The organism is Streptomyces sp. SAS_272, from assembly GCF_052543235.1.
Genome location: NZ_JBMNDR010000003.1, coordinates 21,267 through 39,778, shown reverse-complemented (window position 1 = coordinate 39,778; position 18,512 = coordinate 21,267). Strand labels below are relative to the sequence as shown.

The 18,512-nt window shown below is 72.3% G+C and carries 12 protein-coding genes and 1 pseudogene; 10 read left to right on the top strand and 3 right to left on the bottom strand.

Annotated elements, in window-relative coordinates; all coding sequences use genetic code 11:
- Window positions 1-3: 3 nt before the first annotated feature.
- The 6 genes from ACN6LD_RS03350 to ACN6LD_RS03325 all read left to right on the top strand — a co-directional run bounded on the left by ACN6LD_RS03350 (window position 4) and on the right by ACN6LD_RS03325 (window position 6,302).
- Complete coding sequence (locus ACN6LD_RS03350; RefSeq protein ID WP_445042488.1) at window positions 4-1,251, top strand: ABC transporter substrate-binding protein; 1,248 nt, start codon at window positions 4-6, stop codon at window positions 1,249-1,251.
- A gap of 5 nt (window positions 1,252-1,256) precedes the next feature.
- On the top strand, window positions 1,257-2,426 hold the full coding sequence (locus ACN6LD_RS03345) for an ABC transporter ATP-binding protein (protein WP_319194980.1): 1,170 nt from the start codon (window positions 1,257-1,259) through the stop codon (window positions 2,424-2,426).
- Window position 2,427: 1 nt separating this feature from the next.
- Window positions 2,428-3,357, top strand: coding sequence for an ABC transporter permease (locus ACN6LD_RS03340; protein ID WP_445042487.1), 930 nt, complete (start codon window positions 2,428-2,430; stop codon window positions 3,355-3,357).
- Window positions 3,358-4,158 carry an ABC transporter permease gene (locus ACN6LD_RS03335; protein WP_319194977.1) on the top strand — a complete coding sequence of 267 codons (801 nt, stop codon included), beginning with the start codon at window positions 3,358-3,360 and terminating at the stop codon, window positions 4,156-4,158.
- A 37-nt stretch (window positions 4,159-4,195) separates the two neighbouring features.
- Window positions 4,196-5,614, top strand: coding sequence for an NAD(P)/FAD-dependent oxidoreductase (locus ACN6LD_RS03330; RefSeq protein ID WP_445042486.1), 1,419 nt, complete (start codon window positions 4,196-4,198; stop codon window positions 5,612-5,614).
- A gap of 235 nt (window positions 5,615-5,849) precedes the next feature.
- A complete protein-coding gene (locus tag ACN6LD_RS03325; RefSeq protein WP_319194973.1) occupies window positions 5,850-6,302 on the top strand; it encodes a hypothetical protein in 453 nt (150 codons plus the stop codon).
- A 207-nt stretch (window positions 6,303-6,509) separates the two neighbouring features.
- On the opposite strand, the gene ACN6LD_RS03320 is transcribed toward ACN6LD_RS03325, so the two are convergent.
- Together ACN6LD_RS03320 and ACN6LD_RS03315 are read right to left on the bottom strand one after the other, a co-directional pair.
- Entirely contained in the window at window positions 6,510-8,189 is a 1,680-nt protein-coding gene (locus ACN6LD_RS03320) for a PucR family transcriptional regulator (protein WP_445042485.1), read from the bottom strand.
- A 205-nt stretch (window positions 8,190-8,394) separates the two neighbouring features.
- A complete protein-coding gene (locus ACN6LD_RS03315) occupies window positions 8,395-10,764 on the bottom strand; it encodes an ATP/GTP-binding protein (RefSeq protein WP_445042484.1) in 2,370 nt (789 codons plus the stop codon).
- A 237-nt stretch (window positions 10,765-11,001) separates the two neighbouring features.
- Between ACN6LD_RS03315 and gabT the strand changes: the two genes are divergently transcribed.
- The 4 genes and pseudogenes from gabT (at window position 11,002) to ACN6LD_RS03295 (ending at window position 15,104) form a co-directional block, all read left to right on the top strand.
- Entirely contained in the window at window positions 11,002-12,336 is a 1,335-nt protein-coding gene (gene gabT, locus ACN6LD_RS03310; protein WP_319194968.1) for a 4-aminobutyrate--2-oxoglutarate transaminase, read from the top strand.
- Between the two features lie 121 nt (window positions 12,337-12,457).
- A pseudogene (locus ACN6LD_RS03305) lies at window positions 12,458-12,674 on the top strand (phosphatase PAP2 family protein); the annotation flags it as partial.
- Window positions 12,675-12,787: 113 nt separating this feature from the next.
- A complete protein-coding gene (locus ACN6LD_RS03300) occupies window positions 12,788-13,618 on the top strand; it encodes a phosphatase PAP2 family protein (RefSeq protein WP_445042554.1) in 831 nt (276 codons plus the stop codon).
- 40 nt (window positions 13,619-13,658) lie between these two features.
- Window positions 13,659-15,104 (top strand): aldehyde dehydrogenase family protein, encoded by a 1,446-nt coding sequence (locus tag ACN6LD_RS03295; protein WP_445042553.1) that lies wholly within the window; start codon window positions 13,659-13,661, stop codon window positions 15,102-15,104.
- Window positions 15,105-15,313: 209 nt separating this feature from the next.
- Here the strand turns inward: ACN6LD_RS03295 and ACN6LD_RS03290 are convergent, their stop codons facing one another.
- Window positions 15,314-18,184 (bottom strand): glycoside hydrolase family 3 C-terminal domain-containing protein, encoded by a 2,871-nt coding sequence (locus ACN6LD_RS03290; RefSeq protein WP_445042483.1) that lies wholly within the window; start codon window positions 18,182-18,184, stop codon window positions 15,314-15,316.
- Window positions 18,185-18,512 lie beyond the last annotated feature (328 nt).

The following is an 18,512-nucleotide window of genomic DNA, read 5'->3' as shown; positions in this document are numbered from 1 at the left end:
CGCATGGAGCAGTACGAGCCCGACCGCCTGAGCCCGGCCGAACTGGCCGCCGTACGGCGCAGTTTCCGCAACGCCAGGGCGGCCATGACCCGCCGGTCGCTGTTGCGCGCCTCCGCCGGCGGCGCGCTCGCCCTGGGCGGCCTCGGAGCGCTTGCCGGCTGCGGAATCCCCGCCGCCGGCAAGTCACAGGGCGGCGTCTCCGCCGACGACCACTCGGCGAAGGAGAAGGTCGTCAACTTCTCCAACTGGCCGGAGTACATCGACGTGGACGACAGCGGGAAGCACCGTCCCACGCTGGACGCGTTCCGCAAGCGGACCGGCATCACGGTCAAGTACACCGAGGACATCAACGACAACGACGAGTTCTTCGGCAAGATCCAGCCGCAGCTCGCCGCCGGCCAGGACACCGGCCGCGACCTCATCGTCCTCACCGACTGGCTGGCCGCCCGCATGATCAGGCTCGGATACGTCCAGAAGCTGGACGCGTCCAACCTGCCGCACGCCTTCGCCAACCTGTCGAGCCAGTTCCGCAGCCCCGACTGGGACCCGGGCCGTGCCTACTCGTATCCCTGGCAGGGCATCTCGACGGTCGTCGCCTACAACAAGAAGGCGCTCGACGGCGTCGAGGTGAAGTCGGTCTCCGACCTGCTCGACACCCCGGCGCTCAAGGGCCGGGTCGGCCTGCTGACCGAGATGCGCGACACCGTCGGCATGACCATGCTCGACATGGGCAAGGACCCGGCGAGGTTCACCGACGACGACTACGACGCGGTCATCGCCCGCCTCCAGAAGGCGGTCGACAAAGGCCAGATCCGCCGCTTCACCGGCAACGACTACACGTCCGATCTCAGCAAGGGCGACCTGGCGGCCTGCGTCGCCTGGGCCGGCGACATCGTGCAGCTCCAGGCCGACAACCCGGACGTCGGCTACGTCGTCCCGGACAGCGGCTACATGACGTCGACCGACAACATGCTGATCCCCAACAAGGCGCGCCACAAGACGAACGCCGAGCGGCTGATCGACTACTACTACGAGCCCGAGCCGGCTGCCGAGCTCGCCGCGTACATCAACTACGTGAGTCCGGTCGCGGACGTGAAACCGTACCTCGCCAAGATCGACAAGTCGGCGGCGGACAACCCGCTGATCCTTCCCGACAAGGCCATGCAGGCGAAGTCCCACGCCTTCCGCTCCCTGAGCTCGAAGGAAGAGACCGCCTACCAGGCCAAGTTCGCAAAGCTCACTGGGGCGTGACGACGATGAAGACGACCGACAGCGGCAGCGGCGACGTCCGCCTCACCGGCATCAGCAAGACCTACGGCTCCTTCACCGCCGTGCACCCGCTGGACCTGACCGTCCCGCAGGGCTCCTTCTTCGCCCTGCTCGGCGCGTCCGGCTGCGGCAAGACCACCACCCTGCGCATGATCGCCGGCCTGGAGGAACCCTCCTCCGGGACCGTCCACCTCGGCGATCAAGACGTGACGGCGCTCCCGCCCTACAAGCGGCCGGTGAACACCGTCTTCCAGTCCTACGCCCTCTTCCCGCACCTCGACATCTTCGAGAACGTCGCCTTCGGCCTGCGCCGGCGCGGCATAAAGAGCGTCAAGAAGCAGGTCGAGGACATGCTGGAGCTCGTGCAGCTCGGGGAACAGGCCCGCAAGAAACCCCACCAGCTCTCCGGCGGCCAGCAGCAGCGCGTCGCCGTGGCCCGCGCCCTGATCAACCACCCCAAGGTCCTGCTGCTCGACGAGCCGCTCGGCGCCCTCGACCTCAAGCTGCGCCGCCAGATGCAGCTGGAGCTCAAGCGCATCCAGACCGAGGTCGGCATCACCTTCGTCCACGTCACGCACGACCAGGAGGAGGCCATGACGATGGCCGACACGGTCGCCGTGATGAACGGGGGCCGAGTCGAACAACTCGGCTCCCCGGCCGACCTCTACGAGAACCCGCACACCACGTTCGTCGCCAACTTCCTCGGCACCTCCAACCTCATCGAGGCCGAGGTCGACTCCAAGGCCGGTGACGACATCGTGCTCAAGGCGGGCGACGGAAAGCTCGTGCTGCCCGTGACGCGCTGCGCCGCACCCACCACGAACGGCGGCAGGGTGCTGGTCGGCGTACGCCCCGAGAAGATCTCCCTGACCCACGCCGACGACGCCGGCGAGATCCCCGAGGGCCGCAACCGGATCACCGGGAAGATCGCCGACTCCTCGTTCATCGGCGTCTCCACCCAGTACGTGATCGACAGCTCGGTCTGTCCGGAGTTCGAGGTCTACGTCCAGAACGTCGACCGCGACACCCGGCTCGTCCCCGGCGCCGACGTGGTCCTGCACTGGAGCCCGGCCCACACCTTCGGCCTGGACGCGGCCCAGTCCCTGCTCGCCGGGACGACGGGCTCCGCGGGCATCCAGGAAGAGACGGCGGTCTGAGATGGCGACGCTCACCGAGGCGCCCCCGCCTCTCTCCCCGACGGCGCCGACGAAGAAGCCGCCCCGCAAGCGCGGCCGGCTGACGCCGTACTGGCTGCTGCTGCCCGGCCTGCTCTGGCTGGTCGTGTTCTTCGCGCTGCCGATGATCTACCAGGCCTCCACGTCCGTGCAGACGGGCTCCCTGGAGGAGGGCTACAAGGTCACCTGGCACTTCGCGACCTACTGGGACGCCCTCAGCGCGTACTGGCCGCAGTTCCTGCGCTCGGTCCTCTACGCGGGCGCCGCCACGATCCTGTGCCTGGCGCTCGGCTACCCGCTGGCCTACCTGATCGCCTTCCGGGCGGGCCGCTGGCGGAACCTGATCATGATCCTGGTGATCGCGCCGTTCTTCACCAGCTTCCTGATCCGCACCCTCGCCTGGAAGACGATCCTCGCGGACGGCGGCCCCGTCGTCGGCGCCCTGAACACCCTGCACGTCCTCGACGTCACCAGCTGGCTCGGCTGGACCGCGGGCGACCGCGTCCTCGCCACGCCCCTGGCGGTGGTCTGCGGTCTGACGTACAACTTCCTGCCGTTCATGATCCTTCCGCTGTACTCCTCGCTGGAGCGCATCGACGGACGGCTGCACGAGGCGGCCGGCGACCTGTACGCCACGCCGGCCACCGTCTTCCGCAAGGTCACCTTCCCGCTGTCGATGCCGGGCGTGGTCTCCGGCACCCTGCTCACCTTCATCCCGGCGGCCGGCGACTACGTCAACGCGGAACTCCTCGGCTCGACCGACACCCGCATGATCGGAAACGTCATCCAGACGCAGTTCCTGCGCGTGCTGGACTACCCGACGGCGGCGGCCCTCTCCTTCATCCTCATGGCCACGATCCTCTTCATGGTCACCTTCTACATCCGCAGGTCGGGGACGGAGGATCTGGTCTGAATGTCCCTCATCAACTGGCTCAAGCGCCATTTCGTGGTCATCGCGGGACTTCTCACGCTCGGCTATCTCCTCCTGCCGAACGTCGTCGTCACCGTGTTCTCCTTCAACAAACCGAAAGGCCGCTTCAACTACGAGTGGCAGCAGTTCTCCACCGACGCCTGGCAGGACCCGTGCGGGGTCGCCGGCCTCTGCGGCTCGCTGTCGCTCAGCCTCCAGATCGCCGTCTGGGCGACTCTCGGCGCCACCCTCCTCGGCACGATGATCGCCTTCGCGCTGGTCCGCTACCGCTTCCGCGCGCGGGGCGCCGTGAACTCGCTGATCTTCCTGCCGATGGCGATGCCCGAGGTCGTCATGGCCGCCTCGCTGCTCACCCTCTTCCTCAACCTGGGCGCGCAGCTGGGCTTCTGGACGATCCTCATCGCGCACATCATGTTCTGCCTGAGCTTCGTCGTGACGGCGGTCAAGGCGCGCGTCATGTCGATGGACCCCCGACTGGAGCAGGCCGCCCAGGATCTCTACGCCGGGCCGGCGCAGACGTTCCTGCGCGTCACGCTGCCCATCGCGGCGCCCGGAATCGCCGCGGGCGCGCTGCTCGCCTTCGCGCTCTCCTTCGACGATTTCATCATCACCAATTTCAACGCGGGCTCGACCGTCACCTTCCCCATGTTCGTGTGGGGCTCGGCGCAGCGCGGAACGCCCGTCCAGATCAACGTCATCGGCACGGCCATGTTCCTGGTCGCCGTCCTGCTGGTGCTGACGTCGATGGTCGTCAGCAACCGCCGCAACAGACAAAAGGCATAGAGCTCGAAGCCGAGAGGCCCTGTAGGGAGTTGACATCATGGCCCCAGGCGCCATGAACCGGTGGATCACTTCTCTTTCCGACGCACAGCCGGTCCCGTACTGGCTGGAAGACCCGGGCAGGCCCCGCCCCGAGCCCGCGCTCACCGGCCCCGAGACCTGCGATCTGCTGGTCGTCGGGGGCGGGTACAGCGGACTGTGGACCGCGCTCGTCGCCAAGGAGCGAGACCCGCAGCGGGACGTGGTGCTGCTGGAGGGCCGCGAGGTGGGCTGGGCCGCCTCGGGCCGCAACGGAGGGTTCTGCGCCGCCTCCCTCACCCACGGGCTGTCCAACGGGCTGGCCCGCTGGCCGGACGAGATCCACCGGCTGGAGGAGCTGGGGATGCGCAACCTCGACGGGATCGAGGCGGCGATCGCCCGGCACGGGATCGACTGCGACTTCGAGCGCACCGGCGAGATCGACGTCGCCACCGAGGAGTACCAGGCACGGGAACTGCGCGAGTGGTACGAGGAGCTCGAGAGCAGGGGCCTCGCCGACGGCATCGAGTTCCTCGACGCGGAAGCGGTGCGCGAGCAGGTCGCCTCGCCCACCTTCCGGGCGGGCCTGCACGACCGCCGGGGCGTGGCCATGCTCCACCCCGCCAAGCTCGTCTGGGGCCTGAAGCGGGCGTGCGTCCGTCTCGGGGTACGGGTGTACGAGCACACGCCCGCGCTGGACCTGAAGCCGTACGGCGCGGGGACGGCCGTCCACACGCCGTACGGGCAGGTCCGCGCCCGGCAGGTGGCCCTGGGCACGAACATCTTCCCGAACCTGGTCAAGCGCGTGCGGGCGTACACCGTCCCGGTCTACGACTACGCGCTGATGACCGAACCGCTGACCCCGGCACAGCTCGACTCGATCGGTTGGAAGAACCGGCAGGGACTCGGGGACAGCGCCAACCAGTTCCACTACTTCCGGCTGTCCGCCGACAACCGGATCCTGTGGGGCGGGTACGACGCCGTCTACCCCTACGGGGGCCGGGTGCGCGCGGAGTACGACGACCGTCCGGAGACCTACGCGAAGCTCGCCGGACACTTCTTCACCTGCTTCCCGCAGCTGGAGGGCGTCCGCTTCACGCACGCGTGGGGCGGGGCGATCGACACCTGCTCGCGCTTCTCGGCGTTCTTCGGCACCGCGCACCAGGGCAAGGTCGCCTATGCGGCCGGGTACACCGGCCTGGGCGTCGGGGCGACCCGCTTCGGCGCCGAGGTGATGCTCGACCTGCTGGCGGGGGAGAGCACCGAGCGGACACGGCTGGAGATGGTCCGCAGGAAGCCGCTGCCCTTCCCGCCCGAGCCCTTCGCCTGGACCGGCATCGCCCTCACCAAGTGGTCCCTGGCCCGCGCCGACGCGCACGGCGGCCGGCGCAACCTGTGGCTGAAGACCATGGACAAGCTGGGGCTCGGCTTCGACAGCTGAGCCGCCGGAGCGCGACCCATGGACCGTGACCGGCGGACCGTGACCGGCGGACCGTGACCCGCGGAGCGCCGCCCCGTGGGGCCCGGCCCGCGGGGCGCGGTGCCGGGAACCCGGTCCGCGGAGTGTGAGCCGGTTCACCCGTACGGGTGGCCCGAACCCGCGTAATGCTCGCCGCCGACCTCCCTCTCCCTCGTGGACGCGACCCCGTGTCCACGAGCGAGAGGGAGGTCCTCACATGGCTGGGGCGAAGACGGCGGTCGACTGGCTGGCATCCGTCGCACCGGATCCCGAGGCGTGCCGGTGGGAGTGGGAGCGCAACCCGCTCGGGGTGGCGCTGCTGCCCGCGGGCCGGGCCTGGGACGTGCTCATCCTGCCGGGCACGCTCGGCTATCCCACCCTCGACGTGCTCACCCGGATCCTCGACCGGCCGGGCCCGGTGCTCGTCGACTTCGGCGACGACCGCATGGGGTTCTTCGTGGCGCCGGGGACGGCGGCGCGCTGGCTCGGCACCGGCATCCGCACCGCGGGGGCCGGCACCTGGATCGTCGTGCCCTATCCGGGCCGCTCGACCAGGGGAGTGCGCTGGCTGGTGACGCCGGACGGCTCCGGCACGCTGACCGACGCGGCACTCCTCGAACTGGCGATGCACGAGGCGGCGGCGGGGCCGGCCGTCGGAGAGGGCGGCTGACCGACCGGACGCCCCCACCGCCGTCCCGCCCGTGCCGGCGCGCCCCCACGTCCCCCGACCCGAAGGCGCGTCGAGCGTTCTCAGGCCGGCCGCCCGTGCGGCCGGCACGGCGCCGGAACGGCCGCGTGCTCATGTGCCCTGTGACCCGGCCGAGGGGAGCGCCGGGCCGCGCGCGGGGCCGGGCGCGGCGTCGCCGCGACACAACGCTCAGTCCGCCGACGTCGTCTTGAGGGCCAGCCACAGCTCCATGCGGACGTCCGGGTCGTCCAGGGAGCGGCCGAGGATCTCCTCCACCCGGCGCATCCGGTAGCGCAAGGTGTGGCGGTGGACGCCCAGGTCGGCCGCGGCCGCGTCCCACTGCCCGTGGCGGGAGAGCCAGGCCCGCAGAGAGGCCACCAGATCGCCGCGGCCGGTCGCGTCGTGCTCGTGCAGGGCGCGCAGCAGGCTGTCCGCGAACGCCTTCACCGCGTCGTCCGCGAGCAGCGGCAGCACCGAACCCGCCGCCAGCCGCTCGTGCTCCACGAACACCCGGCCCCGTCGTCGCGCCACGGACAGGGCCTGCTCCGACTGCTTGTAGGCGGCCGCCGCCGCGATCGGCCCGGCCGGCGCGGACAGGCCCACCACGAGCTCGTCCCCCGGGTCGGCCTCGGCCCCGCCGCCCCCGTCCGCCCGGGAGGCCTCCAGTGCCGTCGCATACCGGGCGCACGCCGACACGGCCGCGCCGCCGTCCGTGACCAGCGCCACCAGCCGCTCGCCCTCGGGCACCACCAGCACGGCCTCGCCGGCCCGGGCGGCCGCCGACTCGAGAGCCTCGACGAGACCGCCGAACGGGTCGCCGGCCGTGTCGGACGGAGCAGGCGACCGGGCCGCGAGCGGACCCTGCCCCTCCGGGTGCGTCCGCGTGACCGGGGCCGGCACCGAGTCGGCGACGATCACCCGGAAGGGGACGTCGAGCAGATCGCCGTACAGGTGCCCGGCGACGGCCCGCGCGTGGTCCGGTTCGCCCGCCAGCAGCATCCGCAGCACCGCCGCGCCGATCCGCTGCTGCGCCGCGTACAGCGAGCGCGAGCGTTCCGTGGTGAGGGTGAGCAGGGCGATGGCCGAGTGGACGGCGTACCGCTCGGCGGTGCCCGGAGCCGCGGCGGTGCCGACGGCGAGCGCCGCGCGAGGACGCCGTCCGGTGCCCAGCGAGTGCAGTTCGACCCGGTCGTCGTGGCGGTCCTCGGACGCGGCGCGCACCGGCCCGCCGCCGCCCCCGACGACCGCGGAGGCCGGGGTCGGCCGCTCCCGCAGCCGCTCCACCTCCGCCGTGAGCCGTGCGGCCCGCCGGGCGGCCCACTCGGGTGCGGCCGCCACCACGGCGCCCGACGCGTCGTACAGCGCCGCCCACCCGTCGACCTGGGCGGCGAGCGCGCGGAGCAGCCCCTCGGCGCCGCCCGTGAGAGCCTGCTTCGTCAGCTCGCGCTGAGCCGCGAACCCCGCGGTCACCGCCCGGTACTGGTCGGCCGCGATGGCCGCCGACACCGCCTTGCTGATCGCGAGGAAGGGCGTGCGGCGCGGCACCTCCAGCAGGGGCAGGTTCTCCTCCTCGGCCGCGTCCACGAGCGCCTGCGGGATCTCGTCGTAGTTGACGCCGACGGCGAAACCGAGCCCGACCACGCCGGCCTTCGACAGCCGCCGCACATAGCGCCCCATCGCCTCCGGGTCCTCCGCGTCCAGCTTGAGCGCGGTGATCAGCAGCAGCTCCCCGCCCTCCATGTACGGCACGGGGTCCGCGAGCTCGCTGACGTGCGCCCAGCGCACCGGCACGTCCAGACGGTCCTCGCCCGCCCGCACGGTGAGCTTCAGCGCGGAATGGTGGACGAGCGACGCGAGGGTGGGAGGCATGGGGCCTTCAGATCGGGGGAGGGTGCGGAACCATCCGGGTGAGGAGTCGTCAAGGGTCTGGAACCACCGGGGTGCGGACGTGCGGAGCGTGCTCCTTCGACGTCTGTTCTTTCGACGTCTGCTCTACTGACGCGTGATCCTTTGGCCGCTTCGTATGAACGGCCTGTCTCGATTCTGCCTCACCGTACGGTCTCGGGTCGTCGCTTCAGCCCCGCAGGTCCACCAGCAGCGGCGGCGCGTGCTCGCCGCCCGTGCTCGTCAGGGACAGCACCGCGTGGCCGGGCGGGATCTCGTGCGCCAGCTGGGACGCCGACCACCGCTCCCGCTCCACCTGCCGCACGGTCACCGCGTCGGTGGTCACCGCCCTGCCGGTCACCAGCTTGCGCAGCGCGTGGATGGCGCGGGTCATCGGCTGGTCGGCGAAGACGGTGTGCTTGGCGACCTCCGTGGTCTCGACCCACTCGGTGCCCCAGGTCTGCGCGAACCGGTTGCCGTCCCAGGTGGTGATGCCCGAGAACGCCATCCGGCAGCCGACCGCGCCGTACAGCGGCCCGTGCAGCGACTCGGGGACGTCGCCGACGCTGCGCAGGGCGAGCACCACGCCCGCGTTCTGCGAGCGCAGCCGTTGCAGCCGGCGCACCGACCCCTCGGTGACGGTGCCCGTGGCGTCGTCGAGGACGAGGCACGCGAAGTGCTCGCGCCGCTCCCGCACGACCGTCTGGAACTGGGCGAGGACCAGTCGGGTGATCAGCCGGCCCGCCTCCTCGTGTCCCCGGTCGGGCAGGTCCACACGGACCCGCAGCGGATGGTGGGCGACGGCGCGCAGCGAGAACGCCCGGTGCGCGTTGCTCCCGCCGCCGAAGAACTCCGCGAACACCGGACGGTTCAGCAGCGCCAGCCGGTCGGCGAGCGCACGGCCCGCGTCGCCCGGCGTGCCCGTCTGGCGGACGCGGGCCTCCAGCTCACGGCGCATCACCTCGTCGCCGGCCACCGCCTCGCGCAGCGCGGAAACCGCCCCCGGCTCGCCCTCCAGCAGCGCGAGCAGTTCGGGGAGGGCGGGGAAGCACCCGTGCACGGCCCGGTAGGGGCCGAGCAACTGGGCGAGGGCCGTCGCAGCGCTCTGGCCGCTCACCGCGTCGAGGTCGCCGGACAGCGCCTCGGCGAGGATCGCGGCCGCCTCGTCCGGGTCGTCGGAGCCCGCGTACGGGTCCAGGTCGTGCACGGACGACGGGTCGCCGATCCGGACGATGACGTCGAACGCCTCGTCCGGGCCGAGCGGTCCGCCCGGCGACGACACCGCGACCACGGCGCACGTCCCGGTGAGCGCCTGCAGGGCCAGCGACTCGGTCAGCGGTTCGAGCAGGGTCCGCGTCTTGCCCGACCCGGACGGCCCGACGGCGAGCAGCGACGTGCCCAGCACGTCCGGGCCGAGCGCGGCGCCCGCCTCCCGGTAGACGGCAGGCGTGCGCTCGCCGCCCGCCCATCGGCCGATGCGCACCTGCCCGGCGAGCAGGTCGTGGCGCGCGGAGCGCCGGGGCAGGTCGCGGGCGCCGGAGGGATGGGTCCAGGCAGCCCCGCCCTGCCGCAGCACGGTCTCCCGGAAGTCCCCGAATCCGGCGGACCAGGCCCGCCGCACGCGCACGCAGTCCACGTCGTTCATCCGGCCCGCGGCGACCTCGCCGGTCAGCAGGTCGGCCGCCTCGTACTGTCCGGCGTCGCGCAGCTCGGGCCACTGGGAGCGGGGCCGCTCGGCCGCGGGCACGGCCTGGCCGGGACCCGCACGACGGGCGGCGAGCAGCTCCTGCGCGTACGGCCACCAGCCGCCGAGCCGGGCGAACGGCCATGCCACCAGCAGCGTGATGGCCGCGTACAGCGCGTTCGTGAACAGGGGGGAGGCGAACAGCTCGTAACCGCCGGAGATCAGCACGATGAGCGAGAACAGCGGGTCGACGACCGGCAGCGCGTCCCAGCCGACGCCGAAGGCGCCGGGGAAGACGAAGCTCAGCGCGGCGAGCGCGCCGAGCAGGGCGGTCAGGGCCCGCGCGGGCTGGGGCCGGCCGCCGACGAAGTGCCGCACCGTGTGCGGCCAGCTGCCCAGCCGTCCCATGGCGTAGAGGAGGACGGCGAAGAAGACGCCGTCGTAGACGACACGCGCCTCGGCGCCGTCCATGTTCTTCGGGGAGGCGATCGTGCCGCCCCACCACCAGTCGTCCGGGGTGAACAGCCGCAGCAGGGTGAACTGGTAGGGCATGGCGCCCCGCCGCCACAGCGACCACAGGACCAGCGCGATCACCAGCGGCACGAGCATGCCGACGACGGTCACCGGTGCGAGCCGCTCCGCCGTCCGCGCCGTTTTCGGCGGCCGGTGACCGTGCCGCCAGACGCCGGGCCGGGTCGTGGGGCGCGCCTCGTCGAGCCAGTCGGCCACGGCGGACGCGGCCCGCGGGGAGTGCTCGAAGGCGGGCGGGACGCCCGGCGCCCGCTCCGGCCGCGGCGGCACGGCGGGCGGCCCCGCCGGGCGCGGTACAGGATTCGCCTGCGCACGCCGCGCGTCCTGCGTCCCGTCGCTGTCCATCGCCCCTGCCCCCTGACCAGCCGTTCCGTCTGCCCTCAGCGAGTCAATCTAACGCGCCCGCAAGGGGAGTTCACCGCTTACGCGGCCGGGCCTGCGACGATCGCCGCCCGTCCGCACTGTCCAGGACGGACAAGCCGCCTCGCCGACACCGCCCACATGGAGCATGCCGACCCCCCACTCCCCGTCCTAGCCTGCGAGAAGAGAACGAAAGCGTCCGCAGAACCTCAGGAGCCCCTCATGACCGCCCTTCCGCAGGAGCGCCGCGTCGTCACCGCCATTCCCGGCCCCAAGTCGCAGGAACTCCAGGCCCGCCGGACCGCCGCGGTCGCGGCCGGCGTGGGCTCGGTGCTGCCCGTGTTCACCGCGCGTGCGGGCGGCGGGATCATCGAGGACGTCGACGGCAACCGCCTGATCGACTTCGGCTCCGGCATCGCGGTCACCTCCGTCGGGGCGTCCGCCGAGGCCGTGGTGCGCCGGGCCGCCGCCCAGCTCGCCGACTTCACCCACACCTGTTTCATGGTCACGCCCTACGAGGGCTATGTGGAGGTCGCCGAGGCGCTCGCCGAGCTGACACCGGGCGACCACGCCAAGAAGTCGGCACTGTTCAACTCCGGCGCCGAGGCCGTCGAGAACGCCGTGAAGATCGCGCGCGCTCACACCAAGCGCCAGGCCGTCGTCGTCTTCGACCACGGCTACCACGGCCGCACCAACCTCACGATGGCGCTGACCGCGAAGAACATGCCGTACAAGCACGGCTTCGGCCCGTTCGCGCCCGAGGTCTACCGGGTGCCGGTCGCCTACGGCTACCGCTGGCCGACCGGCGCCGAGAACGCCGGGCCCGAGGCCGCCGCGCAGGCCATCGACCAGATCAGCAAGCAGGTCGGCGCGGACAACGTCGCCGCGATCATCATCGAGCCGGTGCTCGGCGAGGGCGGCTTCATCGAGCCCGCCAAGGGCTTCCTGCCGGCCATCAGCAAGTTCGCGTCCGACAACGGCATCGTCTTCGTCGCCGACGAGATCCAGTCCGGGTTCTGCCGCACCGGCCAGTGGTTCGCCTGTGAGGACGAGGGGATCGTCCCCGACCTGATCACCACCGCCAAGGGCATCGCCGGCGGTCTGCCGCTGGCCGCCGTCACCGGCCGCGCCGAGATCATGGACGCGGCGCACGCGGGCGGCCTGGGCGGCACCTACGGCGGCAACCCGGTCGCCTGCGCGGGCGCGCTCGGCTCCATCGAGACGATGAAGGAGCTGGACCTCAACGCACGGGCGAAGAGGATCGAGGCGATCATGAAGGGCCGCCTCACCTCCATGGCCGAGAAGTTCGACGTCATCGGCGACATCCGCGGACGCGGCGCGATGATCGCCATCGAGCTGGTCAAGGACCGCACGACGAAGGAGCCGAACGCCGAGGCGACCGCGGCGCTCGCCAAGGCCTGCCACCAGGAGGGCCTGCTGGTGCTCACCTGCGGCACCTACGGCAATGTGCTGCGCTTCCTGCCCCCGCTGGTCATCGGAGAGGACCTGCTCGACGAGGGCCTCGACATCATCGAGCAGGCGTTCGCGCGCATCTGAAGCGGTCGCCGCACAGCTGATGCCCCTCGGCCGCACAGCGTGTGAAGAAGGTGTGCGAGGAGGATGGCGGGACGGCAGACGGCCTGTCGCAGCGCCGGGAGCTGTCGTAGGTTCTACCCGGATGAGAGATACACCCCGCCCCCGGGAGACCGTGGGCGGAATCCAGGCCGGGGCCTCCCCAGCTTCGACCTGGTCGTGCCCTCGCGCACACAACCGGAGCTTTCGGCTTCGGATCTCCACCGATCGGACGGTCGCCCGCCCCAAACCCCCCGGGGCGGCCGGCGTCTCCGGTCCGGACGGCCACCCCGGAACAATCCCCCCTGTTCCGGGGCGGCCGACCTCCTTCTTCAGGTGCCGACCACGCGGAAAAGACCCCGGACGCACTCCGGGGTCTTTTTTTCGGCCTTTCTCCGGCCCACGGCCGCTCCGACAAGCTGACAAGCTGTGGACCATGTCGTCCCGTCCGAGCCGCCCGCCACTCGGCCCCCCTCCCGGCCCCCTCCGCGGTCCCCGTCCCGGCCCCCCTCCCGGCCCCCTCCGCGGTCCCCGTCCCGGCCCCCCTTCCGGCCCCCTTCTCGGCCTCCTCGGCGGCCTGCCCGCCGTTCTCTTCGCGGTGATCACCTGGCAGGTCGCCGTCGGCGGACCGCTGCTGCGCGTGGACGGGCGCCTCAGCCGTGTCCTGGTCCACCCCGACCGGGTCTCCGAGCTGCTGGCCGACCTGGGCGAGGTGCAGATCGCGGTGCCCGTGCTGGTGCTGGCCGCCGGGTATGCGGCCTGGCGGGGGAGAGCGGCGGGCGGGGCGCGGTGGTGGGCGCCGGCGGTCGCGGCGCTCGGCCTGATGCTGCTGGTGCCGCTCATCGTCGTCCCCCTCAAGGAGTGGACCGACCGGCCCGGAACGCCCGCCGTGCCGCCCGCCACCGGCTACTACCCGTCCGGGCACACGGCGACGGCGGCCGTCGCCTACGGCTCCGCGGTGCTGGTCCTGCTGCCGTGGCTGCGGACCCCGCTCGCGCGCCGGGCGGCCGCGGCTGCCGGCGCGCTCCTCGTCCTCGCCGTCTCCTTCGGGCTGGTCCGGCGCGGCTACCACTGGCCGCTCGACGTGGTGGCCAGCTGGTGCCTGTGCACCGTGCTGCTCGGGGCGCTGTGGCTCCTCCTGGAACGGGAACGCGGCCGACCACGCCAAACCGTCGTACCCGAGCCGCCCACCCGTACGACTCGGACAAGCGCCTCCTCGGCCTCGCGCCCCTACCGTGGACCACGAAAACCACAGGACACCCCCTAAGCGGAAGGGCCGGGACTCGACCATGCCCCAGGAAACGAACGTGGGGGCCACCCACGCCTTCTGGCTCGCCGGACGCCAGGTCGCCGGCGAGGACAGCTTCGACGTCGCCTCCCCGTGGGACGGCCGGCTCGTCGGCCGGGTCGGCGTGCCGACGGACGCGCAGGTCGAGGAGGCGGTCGCCGCCGCTTACGCCGTGCGGGACGAGTTCGCCGCCACCCCGGCCCATGTGCGCGCCGCCGCCCTCGACCACGTCAGCAAGCGGCTCGTCGAGCGCACCGAGGAGATCGCGCAACTGATCTCCGCCGAGAACGGCAAGCCCGTCAAGTGGGCCCGCGGCGAGGTCGGCCGGGCCGTCTCCGTGTTCCGCTTCGCGGCCGAGGAGGCCCGGCGGTTCAACGGCGGCGAGGCCCAGCGGCTCGACACCGACGCCGGCGGTCAGGGGCGGCTCGCGCTCACCCGGCGCTTCCCGAAGGGCGTGGTGCTCGGCATCGCGCCGTTCAACTTCCCGCTGAACCTGTGCGCGCACAAGATCGCCCCGGCGATCGCGGCCGGCGCGCCGATCATCCTGAAGCCCGCCCCGGCGACCCCGCTGTCCGCTCTGGTCATCGGCGAGCTGCTCGCCGAGACCGAGCTGCCCGCCGGCTCCTGGTCGATCCTGCCGGTCTCCAACGACCGCATGCCGGCCCTCGTCCAGGACGAGCGGCTGCCCGTGATCTCCTTCACCGGCTCCGAGAAGGTCGGCTACGCGATCATGGACTCGGTGCCGCGCAAGCACTGCACCCTGGAGCTGGGCGGCAACGGCGCCGCCGTCGTTCTCGGCGACTTCGCGAGCGACGCCGACCTCGACTGGGCCGCCACCCGCATCGCGACCTTCTCCAACTACCAGGGCGGTCAGTCCTGCATCTCCGTGCAGCGGGTCATCGCGGACGCCTCCGTGTACGACCGGCTGCTGCCGCGCATCGTCGCCGCCGTCGAGGCGCAGGTCACCGGCGACCCGTCGGACGCCGCGACCGACGTCGGCCCGCTGGTCAGCGAGGACGCGGCCCGGCGGGTCGAGACGTGGGTGGACGAGGCGGTCGCGGCCGGGGCCAAGCTCCTGACCGGCGGCGAGCGGGACGGCGCCACCTACGCGCCGACCGTGCTGGTCGACGTGCCGGCCGACACCAAGGTCGCCTGCGAGGAGATCTTCGGACCGGTCCTCACCGTGCAGCGCACCGACGGCGAGGCCGAGGCCTTCGAGGCCGTCAACTCCTCCAAGTACGGCCTCCAGGCGGGCGTGTTCACCCATGACGTCCAGGCGGCCTTCCGGGCCCACCGGGCGCTCGAGGTCGGCGGCGTCGTCATCGGCGACGTGCCCTCCTATCGCGCCGACCAGATGCCGTACGGCGGCGCCAAGCTGTCCGGCGTGGGCCGCGAGGGCGTGCGGTTCGCCATGGAGGACTACACCTACGAGCGGGTCCTGGTGCTGACCGGGCTCGCGCTCTGAGGCGGTAGGTCCCCGGCCGGTCGGCGCCCGATGGGCCGGCCTCGATGGGCCGGCCTCGATCGGTCGGCCTCGATCGGTGGGACCTCTAGCTAATGGGAACCATTTTCATATAGTCTTGAGGTCGGCGCTCACACGCCGTCCCCGAAAGGGCCCGGCGCCGATGCCTTCCGGCGCCGGGCCCCTTCTTGGCGTCGGCCTCTTCCGGACCCTCAACCGGAGAAGCCGACGTGCGCGAGCCGCAGCGGGCCGCGCAGTCCGAGGCGCAGGTCGTGGACGCCGTCCGCGACGAAGGGCGCGTCCAGGGTGACGTAGGCGTACGGCCCCGGGGTGGGCGCCCCTAGGGACACCGTGGCCAGCACCGGACCGCCGTCCAGGGAGAACTCCACCGTGCCCTGACCGGACGCCGTCACCGTCACGGCCGTCACCCCCGGTGTGTCCGGGCCGGTGCCGAAGTCGCAGGCGCGGTAGAGGAGTTCGCCCCTCCCGCCGCCGGCCGGGGTCACCGCGTCGCCCGACTCCTTCGTGCGGTCGACGATCTCGGTCCCGCCCTGCTCGTCGAAGTCGGCCGCCGCGAGTCCGTCCGCGCGCACCGCGCGCGGCGCCGACGGCTCGCCGTCGAGGACGGCGGTCGCGCGCAGACGGACGTCCTCGCTGGACGCGCCGACCAGGAGTTCGTACGGGCCCGGCTCCAGGCGCCGTCCGCCCCGTGCCACGTCCCAGAACGCGAAGGCGGACAGCGGCACGTCGAAGGCGACGTCCGCGCACGCGCCGGGGGCCAGGGTGATCCGGCGGCAGTCGAGCAGCTCGCGGCGCGGGCGGACGACCGACGGGTCGACGGCGCGGGAGTACAGCTGGACGACCTCGTCGGCCTTCGTGTCGCCGGTGTTGGTCACCGTGCAGGCGACGTGCGCCCTCTCGTCCGTCACACGCACCGTGAGTCCGGCGTAGGCGAACGAGGCGTACGACAGGCCGTGCCCGAACGGGAACAGCGCGGCGCCCTCGAAGTAGAGGTAGGTCTGCCGGGCGCCGATCACGTCGTAGTCCAGCAGGTCGGGCAGGTCCGCGTCGTCGGAGTACCAGGTCTGCGGCAGGCGGCCGGCAGGGGAGACGTCGCCCGCCAGGACGCGCGCCAGCGCGGCGCCCGCGGCCTGGCCGCCGTGCGCCGTCCACAGCGCCGCGGACAGCGGGCCCGGGTCGAACGCGTACGGGTACGCCGACACCAGCACCAGCACCGTGCGCGCGTCCGCCGCCCGGGCGGCCGCCAGCAACCGCTCCTGGTGGGCCGGCAGACGCAGCGTGGTGCGGTCCTCGGTCTCCCGGCCGTTGATGTGCGGGTCGTTGCCGGCCACCACCACGACCACGTCGGCCCCGGCAGTGACCCGGGTCACTGCGCTCTCGCCGGATTCGACGACGATGAGCTCGAAGACCTCGGGGCTCCCCCCGGTCTCCCCGTCCGGCCCGGCAACCCGCACACCGTCGGCGGCGACACACACGGGACGACCCGTGCCGAGGTGCAGCAGGAGGTGACCGTTCCCGTGGGGTTCGAGGCGGAACGTCTCCTGCACGACCCAGCCGCCCGGCTGGTCGGCGGAGGCGCGCAGCAGGCCGTCCTCGGCGACCGAGAGGTAGCGGCCGTCGGGGGCGCGCAGTGTCAGCACGTCGTCGCCCCAGTCCACCAGCGCCAGCTCCGTGCCGTCGGCGTCCGCGGTCAGCGGCGGCAGGTCGGTGCGGCCTGCCAGCAGGGCCGGGTCGAGAGCGCCCTCGGCGCCGCGTACCGAGTCGGAGGACTCAGGCGCGGCGGGGACCTTCAGGAACGTTCCGGCCGAGGTCTTCAGCAGGACCCGGTCCACCCCCTCGGCGAACTCGACCCGCTCGGCGCCGAACCGCTCGTACAGCCCTTCCAGCGGGGTGGAGCGGTGAATCGGCGTACCGCTGTACCAGTCGACCTTGCACTCGTCGGCGAGCAGTCCGACCACCGCGATCCGGGTGTCGGCGGCCAGCGGCAGAACGCCGTCGTTGCGCAGCAGCACGACCGCCTGCTCGGCGGCCTCGGCGGCGAGCGCGCGGTGCGCCGGGGTGTCGAACTCGCCGGTCCTCGCGTGCGGGTCGTCGTGCGGGTCGAACTCGCCGAGCCGGAAGCGGACCGAGAGCTGGCGGCGGACCGCCGCGTCCACGTCGGCCTCGGTCAGCAGGCCCTGCTCCAGGGCGCCCCGGACCCGGGCGACGATCTTCGAGCCGTCGGTGCCGTGGTCGGTGAAGCTGTCCACGCCGGCGAGCAGCGAGGCCGCCGTCGCCTCCTCGTGGGTGTCGAAGTAGTGCTCGGAGTCGACCAGGTTGGAGGGCGCGCCCGCGTCCGAGCAGACCAGCAGGTCCTCGTCGGTCCAGGTCCGCAGATGCTCGCGCAGATAGGGCGAGACGTGGTTGGGGCGGCCGTTGACCAGGTTGTACGCGGGCATCACGCCCGCCACCGCGCCCGCCTCGACGGTGTCTCGGAAGGCGCGCAGATCGTATTCGTGCAGCACCCGGGGACGCACCGAGGACGAGGTGAGGGCCCGGTCCGTCTCGTTGTTGTGCGCCAGCCAGTGCTTGAGGACGGGGGCGGTGCGCCAGTACGTCGGATGGTCGCCGCGCAGACCGTGGGTGTAGGCGGTGGCGATGGCGGAGGTCAGCTTCGGATCCTCCGAGTAGCCCTCCTCGTTGCGGCCCCACAGCGGGTGGCGCAGCAGGTTGACGGTGGGGGCCCAGACGTTCAGGCCGACGCGCTCGTCGAGGGCGCGCATCGCCCGGACCTCCTTGGACACCGCCTCGCCCACCCGGCGCACCAGGTCGGTGTTCCAGGTCGCCCCCAGCCCCACGGCCTGCGGGAACACCGTCGCCGGACCCATCCACGCGACGCCGTGCAGCGCCTCCTGGCCGGTGCGGAACGCATCGACGCCGAGCCGCTCGACGGCCGGGGCGAACTGGTGCAGGAAGGAGACCTTCTCGTCCAGGGACAGCCGGGACAGCAGGTCGTCGATGCGCTTCGCGAACGGCAGCTGCGGATCGCGGAAAGGCGGCGTGTGCGGCGTAAGTGCGGTCACGTGGGGTTCCCTTTGCGGTGGAGCGAGCCAGCTCTTTCGAAGCGCTTCGATGCTGGTTCGACGCACCGCCGGGTGTCAAGGGGACCTCGCGCTTATTTCAAGCGGTGCATGCGAACAGGTCACCGCCGATGCCTTGGAGGAAACTTGGGGACGACCCTTGTGCACCCCCGGGTGTTCACTTAACCTCGCAGCAACATCGAAGCGCTTCGACTGGAAAGCTCCAGCGCATGGGGCCGCAGGGACCGCTTCCGCTCAGCCAGTTCCACTCGAGACACCGCAGCCGACGGCCACCGCCGGGTGTCCTGGTGCGCCATGAAGGGTTGACGCA